21 protein-coding genes are annotated in these 25031 nt (G+C 68.0%); 12 read left to right on the forward strand and 9 right to left on the reverse strand.

All coding sequences use genetic code 11. The annotated features are described in order from the left end of the window. Window position 1: 1 nt before the first annotated feature. Complete coding sequence (locus tag ABDJ85_RS05070) at window positions 2-1087, forward strand: MBL fold metallo-hydrolase (RefSeq protein WP_347703650.1); 1086 nt, start codon at window positions 2-4, stop codon at window positions 1085-1087. A 216-nt stretch (window positions 1088-1303) separates the two neighbouring features. Here ABDJ85_RS05070 and ABDJ85_RS05075 read toward each other — a convergent pair whose 3' ends face one another. The 7 genes from ABDJ85_RS05075 to ABDJ85_RS05105 all read right to left on the reverse strand — a co-directional run bounded on the left by ABDJ85_RS05075 (window position 1304) and on the right by ABDJ85_RS05105 (window position 9059). Continuing rightward, complete coding sequence (locus tag ABDJ85_RS05075; protein ID WP_347703651.1) at window positions 1304-2110, reverse strand: M48 family metallopeptidase; 807 nt, start codon at window positions 2108-2110, stop codon at window positions 1304-1306. A 3-nt stretch (window positions 2111-2113) separates the two neighbouring features. After that, a complete protein-coding gene (locus ABDJ85_RS05080; protein ID WP_347703652.1) occupies window positions 2114-2872 on the reverse strand; it encodes a lysophospholipid acyltransferase family protein in 759 nt (252 codons plus the stop codon). Window positions 2873-2876: 4 nt separating this feature from the next. After that, on the reverse strand, window positions 2877-3521 hold the full coding sequence (gene gmhB, locus ABDJ85_RS05085; protein WP_347703653.1) for a D-glycero-beta-D-manno-heptose 1,7-bisphosphate 7-phosphatase: 645 nt from the start codon (window positions 3519-3521) through the stop codon (window positions 2877-2879). Window positions 3522-3532: 11 nt separating this feature from the next. Further along, the gene (gene glyS, locus ABDJ85_RS05090; RefSeq protein WP_347703654.1) at window positions 3533-5674 is read right to left on the reverse strand and encodes a glycine--tRNA ligase subunit beta; all 2142 of its coding nucleotides are present in this window, start codon (window positions 5672-5674) and stop codon (window positions 3533-3535) included. Window positions 5675-5677: 3 nt separating this feature from the next. Then, window positions 5678-6604: a glycine--tRNA ligase subunit alpha gene (gene glyQ, locus ABDJ85_RS05095; protein WP_347703655.1), complete on the reverse strand. Its 927-nt coding sequence runs from the start codon at window positions 6602-6604 to the stop codon at window positions 5678-5680. Window positions 6605-6684: 80 nt separating this feature from the next. Beyond that, window positions 6685-8163 (reverse strand): apolipoprotein N-acyltransferase, encoded by a 1479-nt coding sequence (lnt, locus tag ABDJ85_RS05100; RefSeq protein WP_347703656.1) that lies wholly within the window; start codon window positions 8161-8163, stop codon window positions 6685-6687. A 5-nt stretch (window positions 8164-8168) separates the two neighbouring features. Beyond that, the gene (locus ABDJ85_RS05105) at window positions 8169-9059 is read right to left on the reverse strand and encodes a CorC family transporter (protein WP_430765511.1); all 891 of its coding nucleotides are present in this window, start codon (window positions 9057-9059) and stop codon (window positions 8169-8171) included. 113 nt (window positions 9060-9172) lie between these two features. On the opposite strand from ABDJ85_RS05105, the gene ABDJ85_RS05110 reads away from it, so the two are divergent. The 8 genes from ABDJ85_RS05110 (at window position 9173) to ABDJ85_RS05145 (ending at window position 18961) form a co-directional block, all read left to right on the forward strand. Beyond that, window positions 9173-10228, forward strand: coding sequence for a CobW family GTP-binding protein (locus tag ABDJ85_RS05110; protein WP_347703657.1), 1056 nt, complete (start codon window positions 9173-9175; stop codon window positions 10226-10228). A 343-nt stretch (window positions 10229-10571) separates the two neighbouring features. Continuing rightward, window positions 10572-11054: an RNA polymerase-binding protein DksA gene (gene dksA / locus ABDJ85_RS05115; protein WP_347703658.1), complete on the forward strand. Its 483-nt coding sequence runs from the start codon at window positions 10572-10574 to the stop codon at window positions 11052-11054. A gap of 30 nt (window positions 11055-11084) precedes the next feature. After that, complete coding sequence (locus ABDJ85_RS05120; RefSeq protein WP_347703659.1) at window positions 11085-12917, forward strand: hypothetical protein; 1833 nt, start codon at window positions 11085-11087, stop codon at window positions 12915-12917. A 152-nt stretch (window positions 12918-13069) separates the two neighbouring features. Beyond that, complete coding sequence (hslV, locus tag ABDJ85_RS05125) at window positions 13070-13642, forward strand: ATP-dependent protease subunit HslV (RefSeq protein WP_430765512.1); 573 nt, start codon at window positions 13070-13072, stop codon at window positions 13640-13642. After that, entirely contained in the window at window positions 13639-14952 is a 1314-nt protein-coding gene (gene hslU, locus ABDJ85_RS05130) for an ATP-dependent protease ATPase subunit HslU (RefSeq protein ID WP_347703661.1), read from the forward strand. Before hslV ends, hslU begins: the two co-directional genes overlap by 4 nt. Window positions 14953-15191: 239 nt before the next feature. Further along, entirely contained in the window at window positions 15192-15653 is a 462-nt protein-coding gene (locus ABDJ85_RS05135; protein WP_347703662.1) for a pilin, read from the forward strand. A gap of 241 nt (window positions 15654-15894) precedes the next feature. After that, window positions 15895-17148, forward strand: coding sequence for an O-antigen ligase family protein (locus tag ABDJ85_RS05140; protein ID WP_347703831.1), 1254 nt, complete (start codon window positions 15895-15897; stop codon window positions 17146-17148). A gap of 70 nt (window positions 17149-17218) precedes the next feature. Further along, entirely contained in the window at window positions 17219-18961 is a 1743-nt protein-coding gene (locus ABDJ85_RS05145; RefSeq protein ID WP_347703663.1) for a Wzy polymerase domain-containing protein, read from the forward strand. A 10-nt stretch (window positions 18962-18971) separates the two neighbouring features. On the opposite strand, the gene moaC is transcribed toward ABDJ85_RS05145, so the two are convergent. Next, the gene (gene moaC / locus ABDJ85_RS05150) at window positions 18972-19451 is read right to left on the reverse strand and encodes a cyclic pyranopterin monophosphate synthase MoaC (RefSeq protein WP_347703664.1); all 480 of its coding nucleotides are present in this window, start codon (window positions 19449-19451) and stop codon (window positions 18972-18974) included. 72 nt (window positions 19452-19523) lie between these two features. Between moaC and ABDJ85_RS05155 the strand changes: the two genes are divergently transcribed. Continuing rightward, window positions 19524-21098: a M48 family metalloprotease gene (locus tag ABDJ85_RS05155; protein WP_347703665.1), complete on the forward strand. Its 1575-nt coding sequence runs from the start codon at window positions 19524-19526 to the stop codon at window positions 21096-21098. 231 nt (window positions 21099-21329) lie between these two features. On the opposite strand, the gene ABDJ85_RS05160 is transcribed toward ABDJ85_RS05155, so the two are convergent. Next, the gene (locus ABDJ85_RS05160; protein ID WP_430765513.1) at window positions 21330-21686 is read right to left on the reverse strand and encodes a phage holin family protein; all 357 of its coding nucleotides are present in this window, start codon (window positions 21684-21686) and stop codon (window positions 21330-21332) included. Between the two features lie 106 nt (window positions 21687-21792). On the opposite strand from ABDJ85_RS05160, the gene ABDJ85_RS05165 reads away from it, so the two are divergent. Next, window positions 21793-22674 (forward strand): energy transducer TonB, encoded by an 882-nt coding sequence (locus ABDJ85_RS05165; protein ID WP_347703666.1) that lies wholly within the window; start codon window positions 21793-21795, stop codon window positions 22672-22674. 95 nt (window positions 22675-22769) lie between these two features. Then, window positions 22770-25028: a TonB-dependent receptor gene (locus tag ABDJ85_RS05170; RefSeq protein WP_347703667.1), complete on the forward strand. Its 2259-nt coding sequence runs from the start codon at window positions 22770-22772 to the stop codon at window positions 25026-25028. Window positions 25029-25031: the final 3 nt, after the last annotated feature.

Genomic DNA, 25031 nt, shown 5'->3' on the forward strand with positions numbered 1-25031 from the left:
CATGGCCAACCCCCGCGAATCCGAGCTGAGCTACCCGCTGGGCGAGCAGCTGCCTGCGCTGGGCACGGCGCTCGATATCGCTCCCGGCGTGCGCTGGGTGCGCATGCAGCTGCCCTTTGCGCTGGACCACATCAACCTCTGGCTGCTGCGCGACGAGATCGACGGCTGCCCCGGCTGGACGGTGGTGGACTGCGGCATCACCAACGCCGAGACCCAAGCCGCCTGGGAGCAGGTCTTTGCCGCCCACCTTGATGGCCTGCCCGTGCTGCGCGTGCTGGCCACGCACTTCCACCCCGACCACCTCGGCCTCGCGCACTGGCTGTGCGAGCGCTGGAGCGGCGCGCCGGGTGGCCTGCCCGAGTGCCGGCTGTGGATCAGCGCGACGGACTTCCAGCTCGCCCGCCTGGCCAGCCGCTCGACGGAAGGGCTGGGCGGCGAGTCGGCGGCGGCTTTTTTCGCCAGCCATGGGCTGACTGACGAAGACTCGCTGGCCAAGATCCGCGCCCGCGCCGCCTACTACCCCAGCATGGTGCCCGCCGTGCCGGCCCGCTTCCGCCGCTTGATGGACGGCCAGGTGCTGAACGTGGGCGGCACGGCCTGGCGCTGCCTGGTGGGCCACGGCCACTCGCCCGAGCACATCAGCCTGCATGCCGAGTCGCTCGGCGTGCTGATCTCGGGCGACATGGTGCTGCCCCGCATCTCGACCAATGTCTCGGTGGTGGACAGCGAGCCCGAGGCCGACTCGCTGACGCTTTACCTCGACTCGCTGCGCCGCCTGCTGCCGCTGTCGCCCGACACCCTCGTGCTGCCCTCGCATGGCAAGCCCTTCCGGGGCCTGCATGCGCGCCTGGCGCAGCTGATCGAGCACCACGACGAGCGCCTGGCCGACACCCTGGCCGCCTGCCAAGCCGCGCCCACGCACGCGGCGGGCCTGCTGCCCGTGCTCTTCAAGCGGCCGCTGGACCTGCACCAGACCACCTTTGCCATGGGCGAGTCGCTGGCGCACCTGCACGCGCTGTGGCTGGCCGGGCGGCTGCGCCGTGCGCGGGGCGCCGATGGCGTCTACCGCTTCATGGCGGAGAGCTGAAAAGAAAAACGCCGCCGCACAATCCCGTGCGGCGGCGTTCCTTGCCTTGGTGCTCAGCGAACTGTGGGTCTGGTGAACCGGACCTCTGGGGCACCCGTGCTGACAGCTTGGACGCGAGTTTCACAAAGCTTGTCGAAGCGCGGGTGACAACTTGTGGGGAAAATTCCCACTGCCCCTAACTTGATGGCTGATGGCAGGCCCCCGCCTCTAGGGGGGTCAGCCGATGGATTCCTGCCGCAGCGCCTCGCGGGCCTGCTCAAAACCTGGCAGCACCGAGCGCACCACCTGCCAGAAGGCCGGGCTGTGGTTCATCTCCAGCAGGTGGGCCAGCTCATGGGCGACCACGTAGTCAATGATGGCCGGCGTGAAATGGATCAGCCGCCAGTTCAGGCGCACGCTGCCGTCGCTGCTGGCGCTGCCCCAGCGGGTCTGGGCGGACGAGAGCCGCAGGCGCTTCATCTGCACGCCCAGCAAGCTGGCGAAATGGGCGCAGCGCGGCTCGAAGTGCTCGCGCGCCCGGGCCTGCAGCCAGGCCTGGGCCAGGTCACGTACCTGGGTCGTCGTCGCGTCGGCCGCCAAGGGCAGGCTCAGCACGCGGGTGTCGGGGGCCCAGGTCGGGCCGCGCACGCTGGCATCCAGGCGCAGCGCCAGCGGCTCGCCCAGGTAGGGCAGGCGGGCGCCGTCCTGCCACTCGATGCGTGCGGCCTGCACGCGGCGCGCGCGTTCGCGCTGCTCGACCAGCTTGCGCAGGATCCAGTCGGCCTTTTGCTGCAGCGCGCGTTCGATCTCGGCGATGGGCACCCAGCGCGGCGCGCTGACGCGCAGGCCGTCCAGCCCGACCACAAAGCCGATGCTGCGGCGCCGGGCACGGCGCAGTTCGTAGCCCACCCGGTGCAGGCCCAGCAGCAGCTCGCGGCGCGAACCCGACTCGCCGCTCGGCGCCACCGCTGCCGGCTCGGTGTCGGCATCGAACAGCGAAAGCTGGTTGCCGTTGAGGAGCGGGGCGGGGCGCTTGCTGGCCATGGCTCAGTGGGTGTCGGGGCCGAAGCCGTCGGGGTCCAGCCGCCGCATCTCGGCTTCGATCCAGGCGCTGACCTCTTTCATCATCTCGGCCGGTTCGCGCCCCTCGGGCGAGATGGGCGCGCCAATCGACACGTCGATGACGCCGGGCCGGATCAGGAAGCTCTTGCGCGGCCAGCAGCGGGCGGAAGTGACGGCGATGGGCACCACCGGCACGCCCGTGGCGATCGAGAGCCGCGTGCCGCCGGACTTGTAGTCGCCCGCCTTGCCGCGCGGGATGCGCGTGCCCTCGGGGAACATGATGACCCAGATGCCCTGGGCCGACAGGCGCTTGCCTTGCTCGGCCACCAGGTTCCAGGCCTCGGTGCGCTTGCGGCGGTCGATGTGGATCATGTCGCAGCGCCCGATCGCCCAGCCGAAGAAGGGGATGTAGAGCAGCTCACGCTTGAACACATAGGCCAGCGGGTGGCTCATCAGCATCGGGAAGAAGAAGGTCTCCCAGGTGCTTTGGTGCTTGGGCAGCAGGATGACGGCGCCGGTCTCGGTCTGGGGCAGATGCTCCATCCCCTGCACGCGCCAGCGCACGCCGCAGATCACCCGGCAGGCGTGGATGACGACCTTGAGCCAGTGCGCGCAGACCCAGTAGACCGGCGCCCCGCGCGTGAAGATCGAGACCACCAGGGCGGCGATGGCCCAGGGGATGACGGTGGCCGTCATCACCACCAGGAAGAGCGCCGAGCGCAGGGCAGACAAAAGCGTGGACATCGGTTCAGGCAGTCCGGGGGTGGCTCTCGGCGCCCAGCGCCTCGTCCCGGACGTCGTTGCGGGCATTGCGGTCCAGCTGGACCACGTATTCGGCAAAAGCCGCCAGATCCTCATGCACGATGGTGCCGGGCACCTGGGCCACCATGTCCATGATCTGCACGAGGCTCAGCGCACCCAGGCGGTCGCCGCGCAGCAGATGCGGCACGCAGCCGGCGGCGCGGGCGGTCTGGATGTCGCGCATGGAGGCGCCCACCATGTGGACCTCGGACAGCTGCACGCCAAAGCGCTCGCCGATCTGCTCGATCAGGCCGGGCAGGGGCTTGCGGCAGTTGCAGCCTTCCTCGGGCGCGTGGGGGCAGAAGAAGGCGGCATCCAGCCGCCCGCCGCGCTCCGTCAGCAGCTTGGCCAGACGCAGGTGGATGGCGTTGAGCGAGGCCATGTCGAGCAGGCCGCGCCCGATGCCGGGCTGGTTGGTGGCCAGCACCGTGTGCCAGCCGGCCTGGTTGAGCCGCGCCACCGCCTCCAGGGCGCCGGGCAGGGGCTCCAGCTCCTCGGGGGCCTTGACGTGGTCTTCGCGGTAGCGGTTGAGCGTGCCGTCCCGGCCCAGGATCACCAGCTTGAGGGCGTTGTGATGGTCGGGGCGCAGCATCGCTCAGGGCCTCAGGCGGCCAGCTTGGACAGGTCCGCCACGCGGTTCATAGCCGTGTGCAGGTGGTGCAGCAAGGCCAGGCGGTTGGCACGCAGGGCGGGGTCCTCGGCATTGACCATCACGCCGTCGAAGAAGGCATCGACCGGGGCTTTGAGCGCGGCCAGGGCCTTGAGCGAGCCGGTGTAGTCGTGCTGCTCGAAGAGGCGGTCGGCGGCCGGTTGCACCTCGCGCACGGCAGCGGCCAGGGCTTGCTCGGCGGCCTCCTGCAGCAGGGCGTCGCTCAAGGTGGTGGGGCGCTCGCCTTCGACCTTCTTGAGGATGTTGCCCACGCGCTTGTTGGCGGCGGCCAGGGACGCGGCCTCGGGCAGCGCCGCGAAGGCGCGCACGGCCTCCAGGCGGCGCGGCACGTCGCCCAGGCGGCCAGGGGCGAGGGCCAGCACGGCCTCCACTTCCTGGCTGCTGTAGCCCTGGTCGCGCAGGTTCACGGCCAGGCGGTCGCTGAAGAAGCCCAGCAAAGCGTCCCGGGGGTTCTCGATCAGCTCGCCGAAGGCCGGCACAGCGGCATCAAACAGGGCCGGCAGCTCCAGCGGCAGGTTCTTCTCGACCAGGATGCGGATCACCCCGAGCGCGTGGCGGCGCAGCGCGAACGGGTCCTTGTCGCCGGTGGGCAGTTGGCCGATGCCGAAGAGACCGACCAGGGTTTCGAGCTTGTCGGCCAGGGTCAGCACGGTGCCGGTGTGGTTTCGCGGCAGCGCGTCGCCGGCAAAGCGGGGCTTGTAGTGGTCCTCGATGGCGATGGCCACGCCGTCACGCAGGCCCTCGTGGCGCGCGTAGTAGCCGCCCATGATGCCCTGCAGCTCGGGGAACTCGCCGACCATGTCGGTCAGCAGGTCGGCCTTGGCCAAGGTGGCGGACTCGCGCACCTTGCTGTCCAGCACCTCGAACTCGTCCTTGGCCTCCACGGTGTAGGGCACCGTGGCCATGCGCAGCAGGTTGACGATGGCGTGGCCAATGGCGCGCACGCGCTCCATGCGCTCGCCCTGGCTGCCGAGCTTGCCGTGGTAGACCACCTTGTTCAGGCCCTCGACGCGCGAGGCCAGCGTGCGCTTGCGATCCTGGTCGAAGAAGAACTTGGCGTCGGCCAGGCGCGGGCGCACCACGCGCTCATTGCCCTGGATGACGGCGCCTGCGTCGCTGGGCGCGATGTTGCTGACGACCAGGAAGTGGCGGGTCAGCTTGCCTGCGGCATCCAGCAGCGGGAAGTACTTCTGGTTGGCCTTCATCGTGAGGATGAGGCACTCCTGCGGCACGGCCAGGAACTCGGCCTCGAAGGCGCAGCTCAGCACATTGGGGCGCTCGACCAGGGCGGTCACTTCGTCCAGCAGGGCGTCGTCGTCGATGGGCTTGAGGCCCAGCTTGGCGGCCGCCGCTTGCAACTGCGCGGCGATGTCGGCGCGGCGCTCGGCAAAGCTGGCGATGACGGCGCCTTGCGTGCGCAACTGCATGGCGTAGCTGTCGGCGTTGTCGATGCTGACGGTGGCTTGCGCGGCTTCGAAGCGGTGGCCTTGCGTCGTGCGGCCCGCCGTGAGCCCGAGGGCCTGGACGGGGACGACCTCGGTGCCATGCAGGGCGATCAGGCCGTGCGCCGGGCGCACGAACTTCACATCGGTCCAGCCATCAGCCAACTGGTAGCTCATGACCTTGGGGATGGGTAGTCGGGCCAGCGAGTCATCAAGAGCGCGCTGCAGACCTTGCTGCAGGGTTGCCCCGGGCGTAGTTCTGTCCCAAAAGAGCGCTTCAGCTTTGCCGTCAGGAGCCCGGGCGAGGCTCGGAACGATTGAAGCGTCCGCGCCAAGGGAAGCAAGTTTTTTCAGAAGTGCAGGCGTTGGCTGTGCATCGGCGCTCATCGCTACAGCGACGGGCATAACCTTGACGCGTTCTTGCCTGTCCGCAGCTTGCGAGACCACATTCGTCAGGTGCACGCCGAGGCGGCGGGGCGATGCGAAGGTGCTCACGGTCGTTGCCTGATCGGCAAGGCCCTGCACCATCAAGCTGTCCGCGATCACGTTGGCAAATGCTTCACCAAGCTTCTTCAGCGCCTTCGGAGGAAGCTCTTCGACAAACAGTTCAACGAGGAGGTTCTTTGCGGTCATTGCTCAGGCCGCCTTCTTGTTCTTGAGTTCGATCTGGGCGATCACTTCATCAGCCCAGGCCTTGGGGGCCATCGGGAAGCCGAGGCGGGCGCGGCTGTCCACATAGCTCTGCGCCACGGCGCGCGCCAGGTTGCGGATGCGGCCGATGTAGGCGGCGCGCTCGGTGACCGAGATGGCGCCGCGGGCATCGAGCAGGTTGAAGGTGTGGCCAGCCTTGAGCAATTGCTCGTAGGCGGGCAGGGCCAGCTGGGCGGCCATCAGCTCCTGGCTCTTGCGCTCATAGGCGCCAAAGGCCGAGAGCAAAAAGTCCACGTCGCTGTGCTCGAAGTTGTAGGTGCTCTGCTCCACCTCGTTCTGGTGGAAGACCTGACCGTAGGTGAGGCCGTCGGTGTAGACCAGGTCGTAGACCGACTCCTTGCCCTGCAGGTACATGGCCAGGCGCTCCAGGCCGTAGGTGATCTCGCCGGTGATGGGCTTGCAGTCGATGCCGCCGACCTGCTGGAAGTAGGTGAACTGCGTCACCTCCATGCCGTTGAGCCAGACCTCCCACCCGAGGCCCCAGCAGCCGAGCGTGGGGTTCTCCCAGTCGTCCTCGACGAAGCGCACGTCGTTCTTCTTGAGGTCGAAGCCCAGGGCTTCGAGCGAGCCCAGATACAGCTCCAGGATGTTGGCCGGCGCGGGCTTGAGCACGACCTGGTACTGGTAGTAGTGCTGCAGGCGGTTGGGGTTCTCGCCGTAGCGGCCGTCCTTGGGGCGGCGGCTCGGTTGCACATAGGCGGCCTTCCAGGGCTCGGGGCCCAGGGCGCGCAGGAAGGTGGCGGTGTGGCTGGTGCCGGCGCCGACTTCCATGTCATAGGGTTGCAAGAGCGCGCAGCCGTGTTGGCTCCAGTACTCCTGGAGACGCAGGATCAGTTGCTGGAAAGTCAGCATGGGCGAAATGTCCGGGGAGAAGGCCGGGCCACTCAGGGGGAGAGTCGGCACGCGGCGGGTGGCCGATTCTATGAGGGGGCTCAGGGCCGCCGACCGGGGGCGGCCCGGGTCCGCCAGGCCGCCACGGCCACGAGCAAGCCCCCAGCCACCCAGAGCGGCGCCAGGCCCAGCAAGGCCAGCCAGCGGGCGTAGGGCGTGCTGCCTTCACGGCCCTCGACCTCGACCTCCAGCACGCCGCGCGCGAGGGCCGGCAGGCGGGCCTGCACGCGGCCGTGGTGGTCCAGCGCGGCGGTGACGCCGGTATTGGTCGAGCGCACGACCGGCCGCTGGAACTCCAGCGCACGCATCTGCGAGAACTGCAGGTGCTGGTCCAGCGACATGAAGCTGCCGAACCAGGCCAGGTTGCTGACGTTGACGAGCACGGTGGCGGCCTCGGGCCCCTGGAGGCTGTCCACGATCTCTTCGCCAAACAAGTCCTCGAAGCAGATCAGCGGCCGCAAGCGCTGGCCGCCCACGACCCAGGGACGGGTGTGCTGGCCACGGGCCTGGCTGTCCATCGGGATGTGAAGCACGCGGACGAACCATTCGAATCCGGGCGGGATCACCTCGCCAAAGGGCAGCAGGTGGTGCTTGCCGTAGTCGTAGGGCGCGGTGCCCACCGCAGTGCCCACCGCAGTACCAACTGCCACGAGGGAGTTCACATAGCCCTGCTCGGCGGTCCCGAGAAAGCTGCCCAGCAGCACCGGGCGCCCGTGGCTGGCCAGGCGGTCGAGGTAGTCATTGCCCAGGTAGACCAGGGGCAGCGGGACGACCGACTCGGGCGTGATGACCGCGTCGCCGCGCGCTTGGCCGACGAGTTCGGCCAGGGTGTCGAGGTGGGCTTGGAAGCGGTCGGGGTCGAACTTCTGGTCCTGCGGGATGCTGGGCTGGACCAGCGAGAGGCGCGCGGTGCCGGTCGGAGTGGTGAAGCTCTGCGGCAGCGCCAGCCCCACGAGCAAGGGGCCCAGCAGGGCCAGCAGACCGAGGCGCCGGCCGCTGGCAGCGCCTGCGGCCATCACCGCCGCCAGCAGCGCGAGGCCATAGACGCCCACCCAGGGCGCCCAGGCGGCGAGCGGGCCGACCGCGTGGGCATAGCCCGAGGCGATCCAAGGGAAGCCGGTGAACCAGGTCCCGCGCGCCAGCTCGGCCAGCAGCCAGGCGCCCACCAGGGCCGGCCAGCGCCATGGGCCAGTGCTCCAGCGCGCAGCCAGGCCAAGTGCCAGCGCGTAATAGCTGGCCAGGAAGGCCGCCAGCAAGGCCACGGCCAACGCGGCCAGCGGAGCCGGCAGGTGGCCAAAATCGTGCAGGCTGATGTACAGCCACCACAGCCCGACCCCCAGCCAGACGAAGGCGAAGGCAAAGGCCCGCACGGCGATGGCGCGGTCACTGCCCTCGCGGCACAGCCAAAACAGGGCGGCGAGCGCGCCGACTTGCAGCGCGTACAGCTCGAAGGGCGCGAAGCCGCCGATGTGGAGCAGGCCCGCCAGCGCGGCCAGGCCGAGGCCGAGGCGGCGGCTCACGGGGTTCACGGGGCGACGTCGAGCGCGCCAGCGGCCGTGGCAGCGCTGCGCGTGACCTTGAACCAGCGCACCGAGCCGCCGCGCGTCAGCATCACATTGAAGTCCAGCCCGGCGATGCTGACGGTCTCGCCCCGACGCGGCACCAGGCCGTGCTCGTGGGCCACGAGGCCGCCGATGGTGTCGAAGTCGGCGTCCGGCAGCGCCACCGAGAAGGCGGCGTTGACGGCGGCGATGGTGGCGTCTCCCGCCACGCGCTGGCTGCCGTCGGCCAGGGTGTAGATGCTGGAGTCGGCGTCGCGGTCGTCGAACTCGTCTTCGATCTCGCCGACGATTTCCTCCAGCACGTCTTCGATGGTGATCAAGCCGGCCAGGTTGCCGAACTCGTCGATCACCATGGCCAGGTGGTTGCGGTTGGAGCGGAAGTCGCGCAGCAGCTCGTTCAGGCCCTTGCTCTCGGGCACAAAGACGACGGGCCGCAGCAGCGTGCGCAGGCTCAGGTCGGGGGAACGCTGGAGCTTGAGCAGGTCCTTGGCCAGCAGGATGCCGATGATGTTGTCGCGCCGCTCCTCGTAGACCGGGAAGCGCGAGTGGCCGGTGTCGATCACGGCGGCCAGGATGTCGTCGTAGGGCGCCTGGATGTCCAGCACGTCCATGCGGGGCGCGGCCACCATCACGTCGCCCGCCGACAACTCGGCCATGCGCAGCACGCCTTCGAGCATCTGGCGCGATTGGGGCTCGATCAGCTCGCGCTGCTCGGCATCGGCCAGGGTTTCGATCAGCTCGGTCTTGGAATCCGGACCGGGGTGGAGGAATTCCAGCACGCGTTCCAGGAGCCCGCGCGGCTCAGACGTCGCGCTGCCACGGGCCCCAGGGCGGGAGGAATGCGGGTCGCTCAAGGCAACGGCATCAGGTTGTGGAGATTGGGAACAGAATAGCCGATTGACTTGACCGGCCTCTTGCAGTCGGGGGCTTGTGCCCCATCTGCGGGGCCCCAGACCGATTCCTCACCATGTCCAGCTCTGCCACCAGCGGCCCCAAGGGCCTCATTCCCGCCACCATCCTCACCGGCTTCCTGGGCTCGGGCAAGACGACGCTGCTCAAGCGCATCCTCACCGAGGCCCATGGCCAGAAGATCGCCGTCATCGAGAACGAGTTCGGTGAGGAGAACATCGACAACGACATCCTCAAGGTCGATACCGAGGAGCAGGTCATCCAGATGAGCAATGGCTGCGTCTGCTGCACCATCCGCGAGGACCTGCGCACCACGCTGGCTGACCTGGCCGCCAAGCGCCGCAGCGGCGAGCTGAAGTTCGACCGCGTTGTCATCGAGACCACCGGCCTGGCCGACCCCGGCCCCGTGGCCCAGACCTTCTTCATGGATGACGAGATCGCCGAGTGCTATCTGCTCGACTCGGTGCTGACCTTGGTCGACGCCAAGCACGCCGAGCAGCAGCTCAGCGCCCGCCAGGAGGTGCGCCGCCAGATCGGGTTTGCCGACCAGATCTTCATCAGCAAGGCTGACCTCGTGGAGCCCTCCGCCGTGGAGGCCCTGATCCACCGCATCAAGCACATGAATCCCCGTGCGCCGATCCAGACGGCGCACTTCGGCGAGGTGCCGCTGTCCAAGGTGTTCGACCTCAAGGGCTTCAATCTGAACGCCAAGCTCGAAATCGACCCCGATTTCCTCAAAGCCGAGGAGCACGACCACCACCATCATCACCATGAACACGGTGAGCACTGCGACCACCCGCACCACCATCACCACGACGACGACGTCAAGAGCTTCGTCTTCCGGGCCGACAAGCCCTTCAACCCGGCCAAGCTGGAGGACTTCCTCGGTGCGATCGTGCAGGTCTACGGCCCCAGCATGCTGCGCTACAAGGGCGTGCTCTACATGAAGGGCACCGACCGCAAGGTCATTTTCCAGGGCGTCCACCAACTCATGGGGTCTGATCTCGGCCCGAAATGGATGCCTGGTGAGAAGAAACAGAGCAAGATGGTGTTCATCGGCATCGACCTGCCCAAGGACGTGCTGATGCAGGGCCTCGAAGGCTGCCTGGCGTGAGTCGTTGGCGCCCTGACCGTGACATTTCTACGGGCTTGGATACCTCCGGTTTCGGGGGTCAAGAGCCCAAAATGGGCGTGGCTACAATCCGCCGCGCTCAAAACGGGCCAGAGCCCTTTGGGCTTAGTGGCCGTTGCGTCCGACTGAGGAGATGAGAGTGAGCAAGACTCCGGCCCCCAAACCCGCTGCCTCCAAGGCTGGCGCCCGCTCCACGCGCGCCGCCGGGCAAGGCGATGTTGGCGTGGCAACGCTGGATGCACCGGCCGCCAGCAAATCCAGTTTTACCGACCGTTTCGCTCCGCCCAAGCCGCCTTCTCGCGCTGCCGTACACGCTGAATCCCACATGCCCCCGAAAGCCGCTGCTCCCGCCCACGCCGACCCCAAGCTGGCCAATGCCTGGAAGACCAAGCCAGGTCACCTGCTGTCGGACGCCGAAGTCCTCGCCATGCCCGAAGGCGAGTACATGAACGCCAAGCAGATCGAGTTCTTCCGCGCCAAGCTGCAAGCGCTCAAGGACAGTGTGCTGTCCAACGCCGGTGAAACCACCGAGCACCTGCGCGAAGACACCACCATCGTCCCCGACCCGGCCGACCGCGCCACCATCGAGGAAGAGCACGCCCTGGAGCTGCGCACCCGCGACCGCGAGCGCAAGCTGCTCAAGAAGGTTGTGCAGTCGCTGGCGCGGCTGGACAGCGGCGACTACGGCTACTGCGACGAAACCGGCGAGCCCATCGGCGTCCCGCGTCTGATCGCCCGGCCGACGGCCACCTTGAGTCTCGAAGCCCAGCAGCGCCGCGAGTTGAAACAGAAGATGTTCGGGGACTGACCCCTCCCACCCTTCCCGCCTGACTGCGGCATGGCCGATCCCAAGTCCGACCCCAAAGAAGGCGACACCTTCTTCCGCAGGGTCGCGCGCTTCGTTTCGAACCCGACCACGGATTGGGCCGAGATCAACTCCCGCCAGGACGACCCGGAGGCCGACCTGGCCAAGGCCGAGCTCAAGGCCATGGTCGAGCGCAAGCGCCGCAACGACTTCGTGCGCAAGCGCGAGCTCGACATGCTGCGCCGCATCCGGCGCGAAGGCCTGAGCCCCGACCAGTTGGCCGCCCTGGGCAGTGCGCCCAACTCCTCCAAGCTCGACGACGGCGAGCGCGTGAGCGAGCCCAACTCCAAGATGGATCTGGGCGTCAAGGCCAAGATCGACGAGATCGAGCAGCAGATGGTGGGCGAGAGCTTCGCCACCACGCAGGCGGTGGGCGGCTCGGACAAGATCAACAGCTTCTTCAACGCCAACACCCGGCCGTCCGCCTTCGCACCGCAGGCCGCCGACGTGCCCCGCGCCGAGCCCAAGCGCGGCCGCGTGACCGACTTCGCCAGTGCCGAGGAGTCCGAGCGTTTGTCGGTGCCGCCGCCGCCCGCTGCCGTCACCATGGCCAGCGGCATGGCGCCGCTGTCTGACGCGCCGCCGAGCCGGCTGCCCGATCTGCCGCCGCTGGAGATGTCGCTCAGCTTTGCGCCGGTGGCCAGCCCGCCGCCAAATGGCGCTGCTTCGGCCGCTGCTCCGGCTGCTGCGCCCGTCGAGGCCATGGAGGTGCAGGAGGTCGTCCACGACCCCGAGCTCGACGAGGCGGTGATTGCTTTTGCCAATGCCGACTACGAGACCAGCGAGCGGTCCTTGACCGATCTGGTCAAGCCAGGTGGCGGCCGCCACGAGCACGCCGAAACCTGGCTGGTGCTGTTTGATCACTACCGGGCCACCGGCGCGCAGGGGCGCTTCGAGGCGCTGGCGGTCGAGTACGCCCAGCAGTTCCATCTCTCGTCGCCGCAGTGGTTCTCGATGCCCAAGCTGGTGGCTGAGACCATGCCCACCACCCGTGCCAGCAGTGCGGCCGGCGCCGCGCCGGCCAGCAATGCGGGCTGGACAGCCCCTGCCACCGTGGCGCTTGAAGACGTGGAGCTGCTGCGCAAGCGCACCGAGAGCCTGCCGCTGCCCTGGGTGTTCGAGTGGTCGGCATTCGCCTACGTCGAGCCCGAGGCCATCGAGCCCCTCAAGGCGCTGCTGCGCGGCTGGGCCAACCAGGCCATCGACCAGACCTGGCTGGGTGGCGAGACCTTGCTGCGTCGTCTCCAGACCCTGACGCCCGTGGGCGACCGCGATGTGGACCCCGCGCTGTGGATGCTGCGCCTGGAGGCGCTTCGCGTGGCCAACCGGCCCGACCACTTCGACGAGACTGCCATCGACTACTGTGTCACCTACGAGGTCTCGCCGCCGTCGTGGGAGCGCGTCAAGTGCCGCGTGCGGGTCAGTGGCTCCGGCCAGACCATGGCGCCCGTCAGCACCATCCAGTCGAGCGAGCTGCACAGCACCCACTTCGCCGAGACCTCGGTGGGGGAAGGCGGCGCCCCGACCGTGGCGCACCTGGAGTTGCGTGGTCAATTGGCGGGCGACATCTCCGAGCTGCTGAAGTCCATGATGAGCGAGGTGGGCGATGCCAGCCTCATCAGCATCTCGTGCGACAAGCTGATCCGGCTCGACTTCATGGCTGCCGGCGACCTGCTCAACTGGGTGTTCTCGCGCCGCAGCGAGAACCGTGCCGTGCAGTTCGTTGACGCACATCGCCTGGTGGCCTTGTTCTTTGGTGCCATGGGCATCAATGAGCAGGCTCGCGTCAAAGTCCGAATCAATTAGCCCACCCCCTACGGCCTTACGGCCGCCCCCTCAAGGGGGCACTGCCGACGGACCGGCGGAGCCGGATCCGTGGCAGTCGTTGGGTCGTTGCACGGTTCTGATTTGTCGACGTTCAGGTGGCCTTGCGAACTGGGGGTGAAGCCCCAACTGGGATGCCTATGTCCTCTGAATCCACCCCCGCCGTCTATCACGGCACCACCATCGTTTCCGTACGGCGGCAGACGCCGACCGGCTGGCAGGTTGCCATCGGTGGCGACGGCCAGGTCACGCTGGGCAACACCATCGTCAAGAGTTCGGCGCGCAAGGTGCGCAAGCTCTACCGCGAGCAGGTGCTGGCCGGTTTTGCGGGCGCCACGGCCGACGCGTTCACGCTGTTCGAGCGCTTCGAGGCCAAGCTCGAAAAGCACCAAGGCCACCTCGTGCGCGCGGCCGTTGAGCTGACGCGCGACTGGCGCACCGACCGCGTGCTGCGCCGCCTGGAAGCCATGCTGGCTGTGGCCGACAAGACGGCCTCCCTGATCATCACCGGCAATGGCGACGTGCTGGAACCCGAGCAGGGCATCGTGGCCATCGGATCGGGCGGCGCCTACGCCCAGGCCGCTGCCAAGGCGCTGCTGAATCACTCTGAGCTCTCCGCAGCCGACATCGTCAAGCGTTCGCTGGAGATTGCCGGCGAGATCTGCATCTACACCAATCAGAACCACACGCTGGAGGTGTTGGAATGAGTTCCATGACTCCGAGCGAGATCGTTTCGGAACTCGACCGCCACATCGTCGGCCAGCAGGCCGCCAAGCGCGCCGTGGCCATTGCCATGCGCAACCGCTGGCGCCGCCAGCAAGTCGACGAGAAGCTGCGCGGCGAGATCACGCCCAAGAACATCCTGATGATCGGCCCCACCGGCGTGGGCAAGACCGAGATCGCGCGCCGCCTGGCCAAGCTCGCGGGCGCGCCCTTCATCAAGGTCGAGGCCACCAAGTTCACCGAGGTCGGCTACGTCGGCAAGGATGTGGACTCCATCGTGCGTGACCTGATCGAGATCGCCGTCAAGCAGGAGCGCGAGGCCGCCATGCGGCGCTGCCAGACCCGCGCGGAAGACGCTGCCGAGGACCGCATCCTTGACGCCTTGCTGCCTGGCTCCGATGCCGACAACGCCACCCGCCAAGCCTTTCGCAAGCGCCTGCGCGAGGGGCTGCTGAACGACAAGGACATCGAGATCGATCTCGCGGCCCCCAAGCCCAGCGTCGAGATCCTGTCACCCTTGGGCCAGCCCGGGGCGATGGAGGAGATGGGCGAGCAGCTCAAGAGCCTGTTCGGCCAGATGGGGGCCGGGCAGAAGAAAACCCGCAAGCTCAGAATCACCGAGGCCCTCAAGCTGCTCACCGACGAAGAGGCTGCCAAGCTCGTCAACGAGGAAGAGACCCGCACCGCCGCGCTCACCAAGGCCCAGGAGATGGGCATCGTCTTCATCGACGAGATCGACAAGGTCGCCTCGCGCCAGGAGCATGGGGGCGCTGAGGTCTCGCGCCAGGGCGTGCAGCGCGACCTGCTGCCCCTGGTCGAGGGCACGACGGTGAGCACCAAGTACGGCCCGGTCAAGACCGATCACATGCTCTTCATCGCCAGTGGCGCCTTCCACCTCGCCAAGCCCAGCGACTTGATCCCAGAGCTGCAAGGGCGCCTGCCGATCCGTGTCGAACTGGAGTCGCTCTCGGTGGCGGACTTCGAGGCCATCCTGACCGCTACAGACGCCAGCCTCGCGCGGCAGTACCAGGCGCTGCTGGCGACCGAGGGGTTGACGCTGGAGTTCACGCCCGCCGCCATCCGCCGCCTGGCCGAGATTGCCTTTGAGGTCAACGAGCGCACCGAGAACATCGGGGCCCGCCGCCTGGCCACGGTGATGGAGCGCCTGCTCGACGAGGTCAGCTTCGACGCCCCGCGCCGCGGCGGCGAGACCCTGCGCCTGGATGCCACCGACGTCGACGCCAAGCTCGGCGCCCTGGCGGCCAACGAGGACCTGAGCCGGTTCATTCTTTGAGGCGGTGCCGGCCGCTGGCGGTTATGGCGGCGGGCGCCCAGTAGCGCATGTCGTCGCTCCAGGAGTGTCAGCGTGACGTTTTGCGCCAGCGCGACTGACGCAAATTGTCAGAAGCCGTGAGTCAGGCCGGGATTTCCGTGCCTTTTCGCACGACCGAGGGGCCCGATGGGCCTGGCACGGCCCCTGCATCATTCAGCTTGTCCTCACCCCCACAACCCTTGTTTACGCAGGAGTCAACCATGAACTTCAAGCAACGCGCCCAAGCGGGCTTCACCCTGATCGAACTGATGATCGTCGTCGCCATCATCGGCATCTTGGCTGCGGTGGCGATTCCGCAGTACCGTGACTACACGGCCAAGGCCAAGGCCGGCAACGCCCTGAGTTCTGTGGACATGCTCAAGACCGCCGTCGCGCTGTGCGCCCAGGAAAACTCGGGTGTCCTGACCGACTGCGATGCTGGCGCGAACGGCATCCCGGCGAACGCTGATTTCAAGGCTACCAATGAAGTCAGTGCCGTGACGGTCGCTAATGGCGTCATCCAAGCGACGGTCAAGTCCGGCATCTGCGGCACGGGCACACCGACCATTACTTGGACTCCCAACCTCGGCGAGACCTCGATCACCTGGGGCATCACCACGTCGATGGCGGCAGCTGACTGCGCTGCGGTGCGTGCGGCTGTGCTGAAGAACAGCGCGAGCTGATGTTGCCAAGCTGACTTGATTCAATCGCAGGGGGCTTCGGCCCCCTGTTCTTTTTGAGATGGCTCAGGGCGTTTCCGGGTCATTCGTCACTAGTCATGACCGCAGGCACTCTATGCACTTGCTGGAAACGATCCGTGCTTGGAGCGCCGAGCTACTTTGTCTGGCTGGATGCCTAATATGTGCCGGGCTGTTACCGTCGGTGGTGGGGCAGCCGGCCCATGATCTGGTTCGCTTGAGCCAAGTGCTGCCCTTTTTGCTGGCGGCCTGGGCCGCTGTGCGAAGCAGCGGCGACATCCTGCGCCAGAGCCGCCCTGTGTCGTGGATGTTGGCGGCTTGGTTCGTGCTGGCGCTGTGGTCTTCGGTGCAAGCGCAACAGCCCACCGCAGCGCTGCGCGAAGTGGCACTCACGCTTGGTCTAGTCGGCGTGACCCTGGCGGTGGCCGCCGTCGTGAGGCAGGGGCTGCCAAGTTGGCTGGCCCCCGCGATGGCCGCCTTCAGTTTGTTTTACGCCGTTGCAACCACCCTGTTGTTCGTCACGGGAGCCTTGGTGGGCGGTGTGGCGTCAGCCTGGGTTTTGGCCCTGGGCTTTGACAACCCCAGGTTCCTGAATCACGCGCAGACGATTCAGCTCCCATTGCTGTTGGCGGCGCTTCATGCGAGCCGGGGGCGCTGGCGGACGGTCGCGGGGCTTGCGCTGGCGTTTCAGATCGCGCTGCTGCTGTATACGCGTGGCCGGGCCACGCAGGTTGCCTTGGTCGTGGCACCCATCCTTGTGTATGCAATCGGGCTGCCAGGTAGTCGACGCTTTCTTCGGGACTGCCTGCTGAGTGGACTTGCCGGTGGGCTGGTGTTTTTGGCGATTTACCTGCCCTTGTCGTTCTGGGTGGGCAGCCAGCAGCTGTGGGCATTGCCTGGCGACGTGGGCTCCATGACTATCCGGATGCGTCTTTGGGTGCAGGCGCTGGCGTCGATTCAGGCCTCGCCGTGGTTGGGTCTCGGCCCCATGCACTACTCGAGTCTGCGAATGGACCAGGGCGCGCACCCTCACAACGTCTACCTGCAATGGGCGGCGGAGTACGGTCTGCCTGCTGCGTTGTTGATGGTGGCGGGCCTGGCGATGATCCTTTGGCGGGCCTTGGCGTTTTTGCGGACGCACGATGCGCAGGCGCAACCGTTTGCGCTGGCTGCCTTTGTGGCCTGCGTGGCAGCGCTGATTGATGCGACCTTCTCGGGCAACTTCGTGATGCCGGTGTCTCAGTTGTGGCTGGCCCTGGCTTTCGGTCTGTTGCTGGGGCACCTCCCTGCGTCAACCGTGCCCGGCCACTCGCGATCGTGGGCGTTGGTGGCGTGGCTGTTGCTCGTAGTTCAAGTGGGCTATGCCTGCATGACGCTGCTCGACTGGCTGAGCACGCCACCGCATCTTGGTGAAGCGCTCGTGCTGCCGCCGCAAGGCAAGCTATTGCCTCCACGACATTGGCTGCACGGCTGGTTCTGAAGCGGTGCCGGTGGACGGTGATTGGGGATCAAGGCAGGGCCTGCGAGGCAGCGTGCCATGATGCGCGCCCATGTCATCTGAGGCTATACGGGCGCCGTTGGCGCCGAACATCATCCCTGCGCTAGTCGTCGCTAGCGCACTCCCGCCACTGCTGGCCTACAACCTCACGCCGGCCGCCACGATCTACAACGAGATGCTGGCGCTGCTTGGGTGGGGCGCAGTGCTGTTGCTCGGGGCCATGGGGCTTGCGGCGCGCGGCAGGGCCTCGCGTCCGGCGTGGGAGCCCGCCATATGGGCGCTGGGATTGCTGGCCATGGCGCCGGTGGTGTCAGTGGGCTGGCGGCAGTTGCCGGTGTCGCTCGGCGCGGGACCAGCGGTGGTGTTGGTCACGGCCCTGGCGGTGTTGTGTTTGGCGTCCGGGCTGAGGGGCCCGCAGCGATTTTCCGCATCCGACGGCTTGTGCTGGGGCCTGCTGTTGGCCGGCCTGCTCAGCGTTGCCGTATCACTGGTGCAGGTGTTCCTGCCCGCGCAGGCCGATGGTGTCTGGATCGCGCGTTCGGGCTTGCCGGGGCGCGCGATTGGCAACTTGCGGCAGCCCAACCATTTGGCGAGCCTGCTGATGTGGTCGTCGGTGGCGGCGGTGTGGCTGGCGGGGCGGCATGAGGCCGTGCGGCGTGGGTTGCCGGGGCTGTTGTTGGCTTTGGTGTTCGCGGTGGTGCTGAGCGCCTCTCGCACCGGCTATGTGGGTGTCGCCTTGCTGGCCGTTTGGGGCTTGTTGGACCGGAGCTTGGCGAAGTCCGTGCGGGCCAGCCTGCTGGCCACGCCGGTGATGATGGCGGCGGGGTGGGGCTTGCTCGCGCTGTGGTCGGCCAGTGGGCAGCATGCGTTTGGTGCGGCGGCGCGGCTGGCGGAAGGCGCCGGGTCGCCTTCGCGCATGGCCATCTTGCGTGATGCGCTGGAGCTGGTGCGTGCCAACCCGTGGTTTGGCGTGGGCTGGGGCGAGTTCAACTTTGCATGGAGCCTGACGCCCTTCCCACACCGGCACACGGCCTTCTTCGATCACACGCACAACCTGCCGCTGCAATTGATCGTGGAGTTGGGTCTGCCGTGGGCCTTGGCGGTGCTGGGCTTGCTGCTCTGGAGCGGCTGGCGGCTGCTGGTGGGCGCCCTGCGGGCCGACACGCCCGAGCTGCAGCGGCAGCGCCGCGCGATGGGCATGCTTGTGCTGATGATCGGCGTGCACAGCCTGCTGGAGTACCCGCTCTGGTATGCCTACTTCCTGTTGCCTGCGGTGTTTGCATTTGGGCTGGGCTTGCCAGAGGCAGAGCCGCAGGCGGGCGGCGCGCGGGCCAGCCCTGTGCTGGTGCCACTGCTTGGGCTGGCAGGTGCCTTACTCGTCACCGGCAGTGCCTACGCGTATTGGGACTATGGCCGCATCACGGCCATCTATGCGCCCGGGGTGGATGCCGCGCCGCTGCCTGAGCGGATTGCGCGTGGCCAGCGCTCATGGCTGTTTGCGCACCACGCCGACTACGCCGCCGCGACGAGTCTGCCTCCCGGACCTGAAGCACTCGTGGCGGCGCGCCGCACGGCCTTCAGCCTTATTGATGCGCGGCTGCTGAAGCACTGGTCTCAATCGCTGGCGCAGACGGGTGACGTGGAGGCCGCTCGCTATCTGGCGGACCGGCTGCGCGAGTTCCGCAACCCGATCGGTGACGAATGGCTGGCGCAATGCGAGGACGCAGCGGCCAGCGCGCCCGCCTTCCTCTGCCAGCCGACCAGCGGCGTGATTGACTGGCGGACGTTGCGCTGATGCGGCGTGCTTAGCGTGCCGACCAGTCGCCTGATTTGCCGCCGTGCTTCTCCAGCACGCGCACTTGGTCGATGACCATGCCCCGGTCGGCGGCCTTGCACATGTCGTAGACGGTCAGCAGGCCGACCTGCACGGCGCACAGCGCTTCCATCTCGACGCCGGTGCGGCCTAGCGTCTCGACCTGCGCGCGGCACAGCACGCGGCTGCTGGCGGCGTCGAGTTCAAAGTCCACCGCGATGCGCGTGATGGGCAGTGGGTGGCACAGCGGCACCAGCTCGCTGCAGCGCTTGGCGCCTTGGATGGCCGCGATGCGTGCCACACCCAGCACATCGCCCTTTTTGGCGCTGCCGCTGGCGATCAGCTCGAAGGTGGCGGGCTGCATGCGGATCTCGCCCGCCGCAACGGCGATGCGGTGCGTCTCAGCCTTGGCGGACACGTCCACCATGTGGGCCTGGCCCTGGGCATCGAAATGGGTGAGGGGAGAGGTCATGGGCACGCCGACGAAACAATGCAGCAAACTCGTTGAGGGCATGATAGGTGCCTTGATCCCCGGAGTGCCCGCGTGCCGAAGTCCCTTCCTTCTCGTGTCCTCGCCACCGTGCTGGCCCTGGCTCTGGTGACCGGCCCCACGGCCGCGCAGGTCAATCTGCCGGCGCTGGGCGATGTGGGCTCGCAGGACATCGACATCAGCACCGAACGCCGCATCGGCGATCAGGTGATGCGTCAGATCCGCATCGACCCCGACTACCTGCAGGACGCCCTGCTGCAGGAGTACCTGGAAGGCGTGTGGACCCCGCTCTACAAGGCCGCCAAGCAGCTCGGGCACATTGGCGACGAGACGCAGCAGCGCTTTGCCTGGGAGCCCTTCCTGGTGCGCGACCGCAGCGTCAACGCCTTTGCGTTGCCGGGCGGCTTTGTGGGCACCCACCTCGGCTTGATCGCCATGACCGCCTCGCGCGATGAGCTGGCCTCGGTGCTGGCGCACGAGCTCTCGCACATCACGCAGCGCCACATCGCGCGGCGCATCAGTGGCGAGAGCACTGGGACCATGCTGTCCATCGCCGGCTTGCTGCTGGGCATCCTGGCCGCCACCAAGGGCAATATCCAGGCGGCCAACGCCGGCATCATGACTGGCCAGGCGGTGGCGGCCCAGATGTCGCTCAACTTCTCGCGCGACATGGAGCGCGAGGCCGACCGCGTGGGCTTCGCGCTGATGACCGAGGCTGGCTTTGCCCCGGCCGGCATGGTCAGCATGTTCGAGCGCATGGAGCAGGCCTACCACCTGATGGACTCCGGCGCCTACCCTTACCTGCGTTCGCACCCGTTGACGAGCGAGCGCATTGGCGACGCGCGCACGCGCCTTGCGCTGGCGCCCTTTGCGCGTCCGCAGGGCCTGGCTGAGCACGCCTTGATGGCGGCGCGCTCACGGGTGCTGATGGACCCGCGTGTGGATGCCTGGAAGGCGCTGCAGGCCGGCCCCGCGGGCTCGCGCGAGCCCAAGCCCGGCGGCAACCCGTACGAGCCGGTCGGCCTCGTCTACGCCTCGGCCCTGGCCTCCATCAAGCTGCGCGACTTTGACCGCGCGGCCGACAATCTGCGCGAGTGCGAGGTGCTGCTGCAGCTCATTGGCCCCAGTGCAGCGGCCACCCGCCTGCTCACCTACTTGCGCGCCGAGCTGGCCGAGGCGCGCAACCGGCCGCTTGAGGGCTATGCCGCGCTGGAGCCGCTCAAGGGTGAGAAGAGCCGCCCGCTGATGATGCAGCGCGTGGCCCTCCAGCTGATCGACCCGGCACCCGAGGCCGCGCGCGATGCGGCCGACGCGCTGCAGACCCGCGTCAGCCTGCACCCCGAGGACGCCCTTGCCTGGAGCCAGCTTGCCGTGGTCTGGACGCGCCTCGGGCAGCCACTGCGCGCCATCCGTGCCCAGGCGGAGACACGCGCGGCAGCGGGCGACATCAATGGCGCCATCGACCGCCTGCGCTCCGGCCTGCGCCAGTCGCGCCAGCCCAATGCCGACCAGGTCGAGGCTTCGGTCATCGAGGCGCGGTTGCGCGCCCTCGTCTACGCCCGCCAGGGCATGCTGGCCGAGATGTACCCAGGCCGCTACATCCCGCCTGACGTTGAATTGCCGAACTGAGACCACCCCCTACGGCCTGACGGCGTCTTGCAGACCGCGTTGGGCCTGAGGCCCAACTCTTCGGCAGGCACAAGCCGCCCACCGGGCGCCTTGTGTCCGGCCTCAGCCCCCTCAAGGGGGCGCAGCCAGTGGCCCGGCAAAGCCGGTTCCACTGCTGCCGCTGGAAGGGCGGCGGCGCTCCGCGCGCCGAGAAAGCCTCAATAAGCAGCCGTTAGGCCGCATGCGCAGGGCTCAGTCCGCCGGGAACAGCCGCTCAATGAGCACGTCGATCACCATCCCGCACAGGCTGTAGATCAGCGAGCCGATCACCGCGGGCCAGAAGCCTCGCACGTTCAGGCCCTGCAGCATCTCGGCGGCGGCCCAGAACATCAGCGCATTGATCACCACCAGGAAGAGCCCCAGGCTCAGGACGGTGACGGGCAGGGTCAGCAGCACCAGCAGCGGCCGCAGCACGGTGTTGAGCAGCCCCAGCACGGCGGCCGCCCACAGTGCGGCGCTGAAGCTGCGCACCTCCACGCCAGGGTAGAGATGCGCCACCAGCAGCAGGGCGCCGGCCAGCAGGAACCAACGGGTCAGGGCTTTCACCATGGGGGTGAGGATAGCGGCGGCTGGCGTCCGGGTTGACCCTGAATCGAGTTGGGTTGATTCAACACAAATGAGAATGATTTGCATTTGATGTATAGTCGAGCCCATCATGAATGCAGTGCTGGCTGTCTTCCCCCCGATGGTGTCGTCCAACTCGACTGGTGCCGCGCTTGGTGCGCAGCGCGCCGCCCGTGCAACCGGTGGTTCGCAGGCTGGTCTGCGCATTGGCAGGCGCATGGAGGCGCAGGCCGGGCGCGTGGGGCTGCCGGACGACCCGGCCGACGTCCATGCCGTGACGGCCGCCGTGGCCACACCGTCGCCCTGGGCAATGGGTGGGCAGGCGCGCCGCAAGCCGCTCGCCGGCGCGGTGGTGCTGGGTCTGCACGTGCTGCTGGCGGCCGGGCTCTGGAACGGCTGGGCCCAGCAGGTGCTGCCGCGCGCCAAGGTCTTGATCCCCGTGCACTGGATCGCCCCGGCCGAGCCGCGCCCGCAGCCCAAGGCCGCACAGCACACGACTGACAAGGCGCCACCGCAGCTGGCTGCTGCGCCTGTGCCCGTGGCGCGGGTCAGCGATGCCGGCGCGCCTGTCAGCGTGCCCGTGGCGGTGACCGAGGCGCCCGTGCCTGAACGCGTGGCTCCCGTGGCGGTGGCGGCGCCAGTGGTGGCCGCGCCGGTTGCCCCGGTCGTGCAGACGCCCGCCGCGCCGCAAAAGGTGGTGGTCAATGCGCCGCGCTACTTGGTCGAGCCGCGCCTGAGCATGCCCCTGGCCTCGCGCCGCCTGGGCGAGCAGGGCCTGGTGCAACTGCGCCTGCACATCGGCACCGACGGCCAGCTGATCTCGGCCACCGTGGCCAAGAGTTCGGGCTTTGAGCGCCTTGATGCGCAAGCCCTGAAGGACATCCGCACCGCGCGCTTCTCGCCCCTGGTCGAGAACGGCCGCGCGGTGGAGTGGGAATGCCTCGCGCCGCTCGCCTATGAGTTGACGCGCTGACCCGCTGGCCTGGGTGCGCGCAGCGCGCCGGCCCCCTCACCAACCGTCGTCATCTGCCCTGGCGCCTGCGGGCGTCATCACCCTTGCTTTGCCCTATGAAAACCACTCAGCGAACGATCACGCGCACTCCCACCGCATCCCTTGGCGCCTTGGCGGCCGGGCTGGGGCTCACGGGTCTGGCCTGGGCGCAGACCTCGCCCAAGGCGGCCGAGCCTGCCGAGTTGCCCGTTGTCCGCACCCAGGCGGCCGCCGAGCAGGACAGCCCCGACAGCAAGAAATACCTGGCCACCGAAAGCCGCATCGGCAAGGGCAAGCAGGAGCTGCGCGACATCCCCCAGTCCGTCACCGTGGTGACCGAGAAGCTGATGGAGGACCGCAAGCTCGACACGCTCAAGGACACGCTGCGCCAGACGGCGGGCATCAGCTTCCAGGCGGCCGAGGGCGGTGAGGAAGACATCCGCCTGCGCGGCTTTGCGCTGCAGACCACGGGCGACGTGTTTGCCGATGGCCTGCGCGACCCAGCCTTCTACGACCGCGACACCTTCTTCCTGGAGCGCATCGAGGTGCTGCGCGGCTCGGCGTCCATGCTCTTCGGGCGCGGCTCGACGGGCGGTGCGGTCAACCTCGTCAACAAGGCACCGCGCCTCAAGAGCGCGGGCAAGGTGGACATCAGCCTGGCTAGCCACGACAACCTGCGCGGCGTGCTCGACTGGAACCAGAAGCTCGGCACCACCTCGGCCCTGCGCCTGGGTGCCATGCTGCAGCGGGCCGACAACAACGGCGCCGGCACGCGGCTCAGCAAGCAGGGCGTTGCGGCCAGCTTTGCCACCGGCATCGGTCAGGCGGACGAGTGGCAGGTCGGCATCTACCACCTCGACAACGAGAACGGCATCAACTACGGCCTGCCCTGGCTGCGCACGCAGGCGGGCAATGCGCCCGACCCCACGACCGACGTCATGCGGCTGGCCCCCACCGCCTACTTCGGCATGGCTAGCGACCGCAACCACGGCCGGGCCGACCAGCTGACGCTCAGCCACACCCACCGCTTGGATGGCGGCGGCGAATGGATCACCAAGCTGCGCCTCGCCGACTACGACCGCGACCAGCGCGCGAGTACCGTGCGCTTCGGCGCGGCCGCCGTGCAGCCGGACAAGGCGGCCGTGCTGGCCAGCACCCTCAAGCCCACCACGGTGCTGACGCGCGGCTTCCAGCCCAAGGTCCAGCAGATGCAGACCTTGCACGCCCAAAGCGACTACAGCGGCCGCCACCAGTGGCTCGGGCTCACGCACGAGATCCAGACCGGAGCTGACATCGCCATCGAGCGCAAGCAGGTGGATGCCGCGCTGTCGGCCGCGCAAGGCGGCTTGGTCCCGGTCAAGGCCACCACGCTGCTGGGTACGCCGGACGATGGCGCCAGCGTCGACGAAGGCCTGCGCAGCTTCCGCCGCGCGAGCGACTACAGCGCCAAGGCGGCTGGCGTCTACGTGCAAGATCTGGCCCAGCTGCGGCCGGACTTCAAGCTGCTGGGCGGCCTGCGCTTTGACCATCTGGCCGGCGAGTACTTCAGCAATGCCATTCCCAACAACGCCAGCGGCCCGGTCACGCGCACCAGCTACCGCATGACGGTCAACCAATGGAGCTGGCGTGCCGGCGCGCTGTGGCAACCCAGCCCGCTGCAGAGTTTCCATGCCTCGGCGGCCACGTCCTTCAACACCTCGGGGGATGCCTACTCGCTCAACGCGGCCAACCAGAACATCCCGCCCGAGAAGGCCATGAACCTGGAGCTCGGTGCCAAGCTCGACAGCGAGGACGGCGACTTCAGCACCCGCTTCGCCATCTTCCGCACCACCAAGCTGCACGAGCGCAACACCGACCCGCTGACGCCCGACATCGTCACCCTCTCGGGCAAGCGTCACGCAGCCGGCGTCGAGATGGACTTCAGCGGGCAGGTCGGCGATGGCTGGCAGGTCTTCGCCTCCTGGATGTGGCTGCCCATCGCGAAGATCGACGTCAGCAGCGCCAACAGTGGCGAGCTGCAGGGTGACCGACCGTCGCTGACGCCGCGCGTCACCGGCACCTTGTGGGTCACCCGCGAGGTGGGCACCGAGTGGCGCTTTGGCGCGGGCCTCAATGCCCGGGGCCGCCAGGCCCCCAACCGCAACCCGGGCTGGGAGGCGCGTGGCTTCGTCACCGCCGACGTGATGGCCGAGTACCGACCCGACGAAAACGGCCCCACCTACAAGCTCAACATCAGCAATCTGACCAACAAGCTGTACGCTGACGCCCTCTACTCCGGTCACTACGTGCCAGGTGCTGGCCGCATCGTCACGTTGACAGGCACCTACACCTTCTGACGC

This window comes from Roseateles paludis (assembly GCF_039872745.1).
GTDB classification, from domain to species: Bacteria; Pseudomonadota; Gammaproteobacteria; order Burkholderiales; family Burkholderiaceae_C; genus Pelomonas; species Pelomonas paludis.

Bases quoted from the DNA above. Each gene is read 5' to 3' on its own strand.
- ABDJ85_RS05070 (WP_347703650.1), top strand. From the start codon at position 2: ATGGCCAACCCCCGCGAATCCGAGCTGAGCTACCCGCTGGGCGAGCAG.
- ABDJ85_RS05075 (WP_347703651.1), bottom strand. From the start codon at position 2,110: ATGGCCAGCAAGCGCCCCGCCCCGCTCCTCAACGGCAACCAGCTTTCG.
- ABDJ85_RS05080 (WP_347703652.1), bottom strand. From the start codon at position 2,872: ATGTCCACGCTTTTGTCTGCCCTGCGCTCGGCGCTCTTCCTGGTGGTG.
- gmhB (WP_347703653.1), bottom strand. From the start codon at position 3,521: ATGCTGCGCCCCGACCATCACAACGCCCTCAAGCTGGTGATCCTGGGC.
- glyS (WP_347703654.1), bottom strand. From the start codon at position 5,674: ATGACCGCAAAGAACCTCCTCGTTGAACTGTTTGTCGAAGAGCTTCCT.
- glyQ (WP_347703655.1), bottom strand. From the start codon at position 6,604: ATGCTGACTTTCCAGCAACTGATCCTGCGTCTCCAGGAGTACTGGAGC.
- ABDJ85_RS05110 (WP_347703657.1), top strand. From the start codon at position 9,173: ATGTCCAGCTCTGCCACCAGCGGCCCCAAGGGCCTCATTCCCGCCACC.
- dksA (WP_347703658.1), top strand. From the start codon at position 10,572: ATGCCCCCGAAAGCCGCTGCTCCCGCCCACGCCGACCCCAAGCTGGCC.
- ABDJ85_RS05120 (WP_347703659.1), top strand. From the start codon at position 11,085: ATGGCCGATCCCAAGTCCGACCCCAAAGAAGGCGACACCTTCTTCCGC.
- hslV (WP_430765512.1), top strand. From the start codon at position 13,070: ATGCCTATGTCCTCTGAATCCACCCCCGCCGTCTATCACGGCACCACC.
- hslU (WP_347703661.1), top strand. From the start codon at position 13,639: ATGAGTTCCATGACTCCGAGCGAGATCGTTTCGGAACTCGACCGCCAC.
- ABDJ85_RS05135 (WP_347703662.1), top strand. From the start codon at position 15,192: ATGAACTTCAAGCAACGCGCCCAAGCGGGCTTCACCCTGATCGAACTG.
- ABDJ85_RS05145 (WP_347703663.1), top strand. From the start codon at position 17,219: ATGTCATCTGAGGCTATACGGGCGCCGTTGGCGCCGAACATCATCCCT.
- moaC (WP_347703664.1), bottom strand. From the start codon at position 19,451: ATGACCTCTCCCCTCACCCATTTCGATGCCCAGGGCCAGGCCCACATG.
- ABDJ85_RS05160 (WP_430765513.1), bottom strand. From the start codon at position 21,686: ATGGTGAAAGCCCTGACCCGTTGGTTCCTGCTGGCCGGCGCCCTGCTG.
- ABDJ85_RS05165 (WP_347703666.1), top strand. From the start codon at position 21,793: ATGAATGCAGTGCTGGCTGTCTTCCCCCCGATGGTGTCGTCCAACTCG.
- ABDJ85_RS05170 (WP_347703667.1), top strand. From the start codon at position 22,770: ATGAAAACCACTCAGCGAACGATCACGCGCACTCCCACCGCATCCCTT.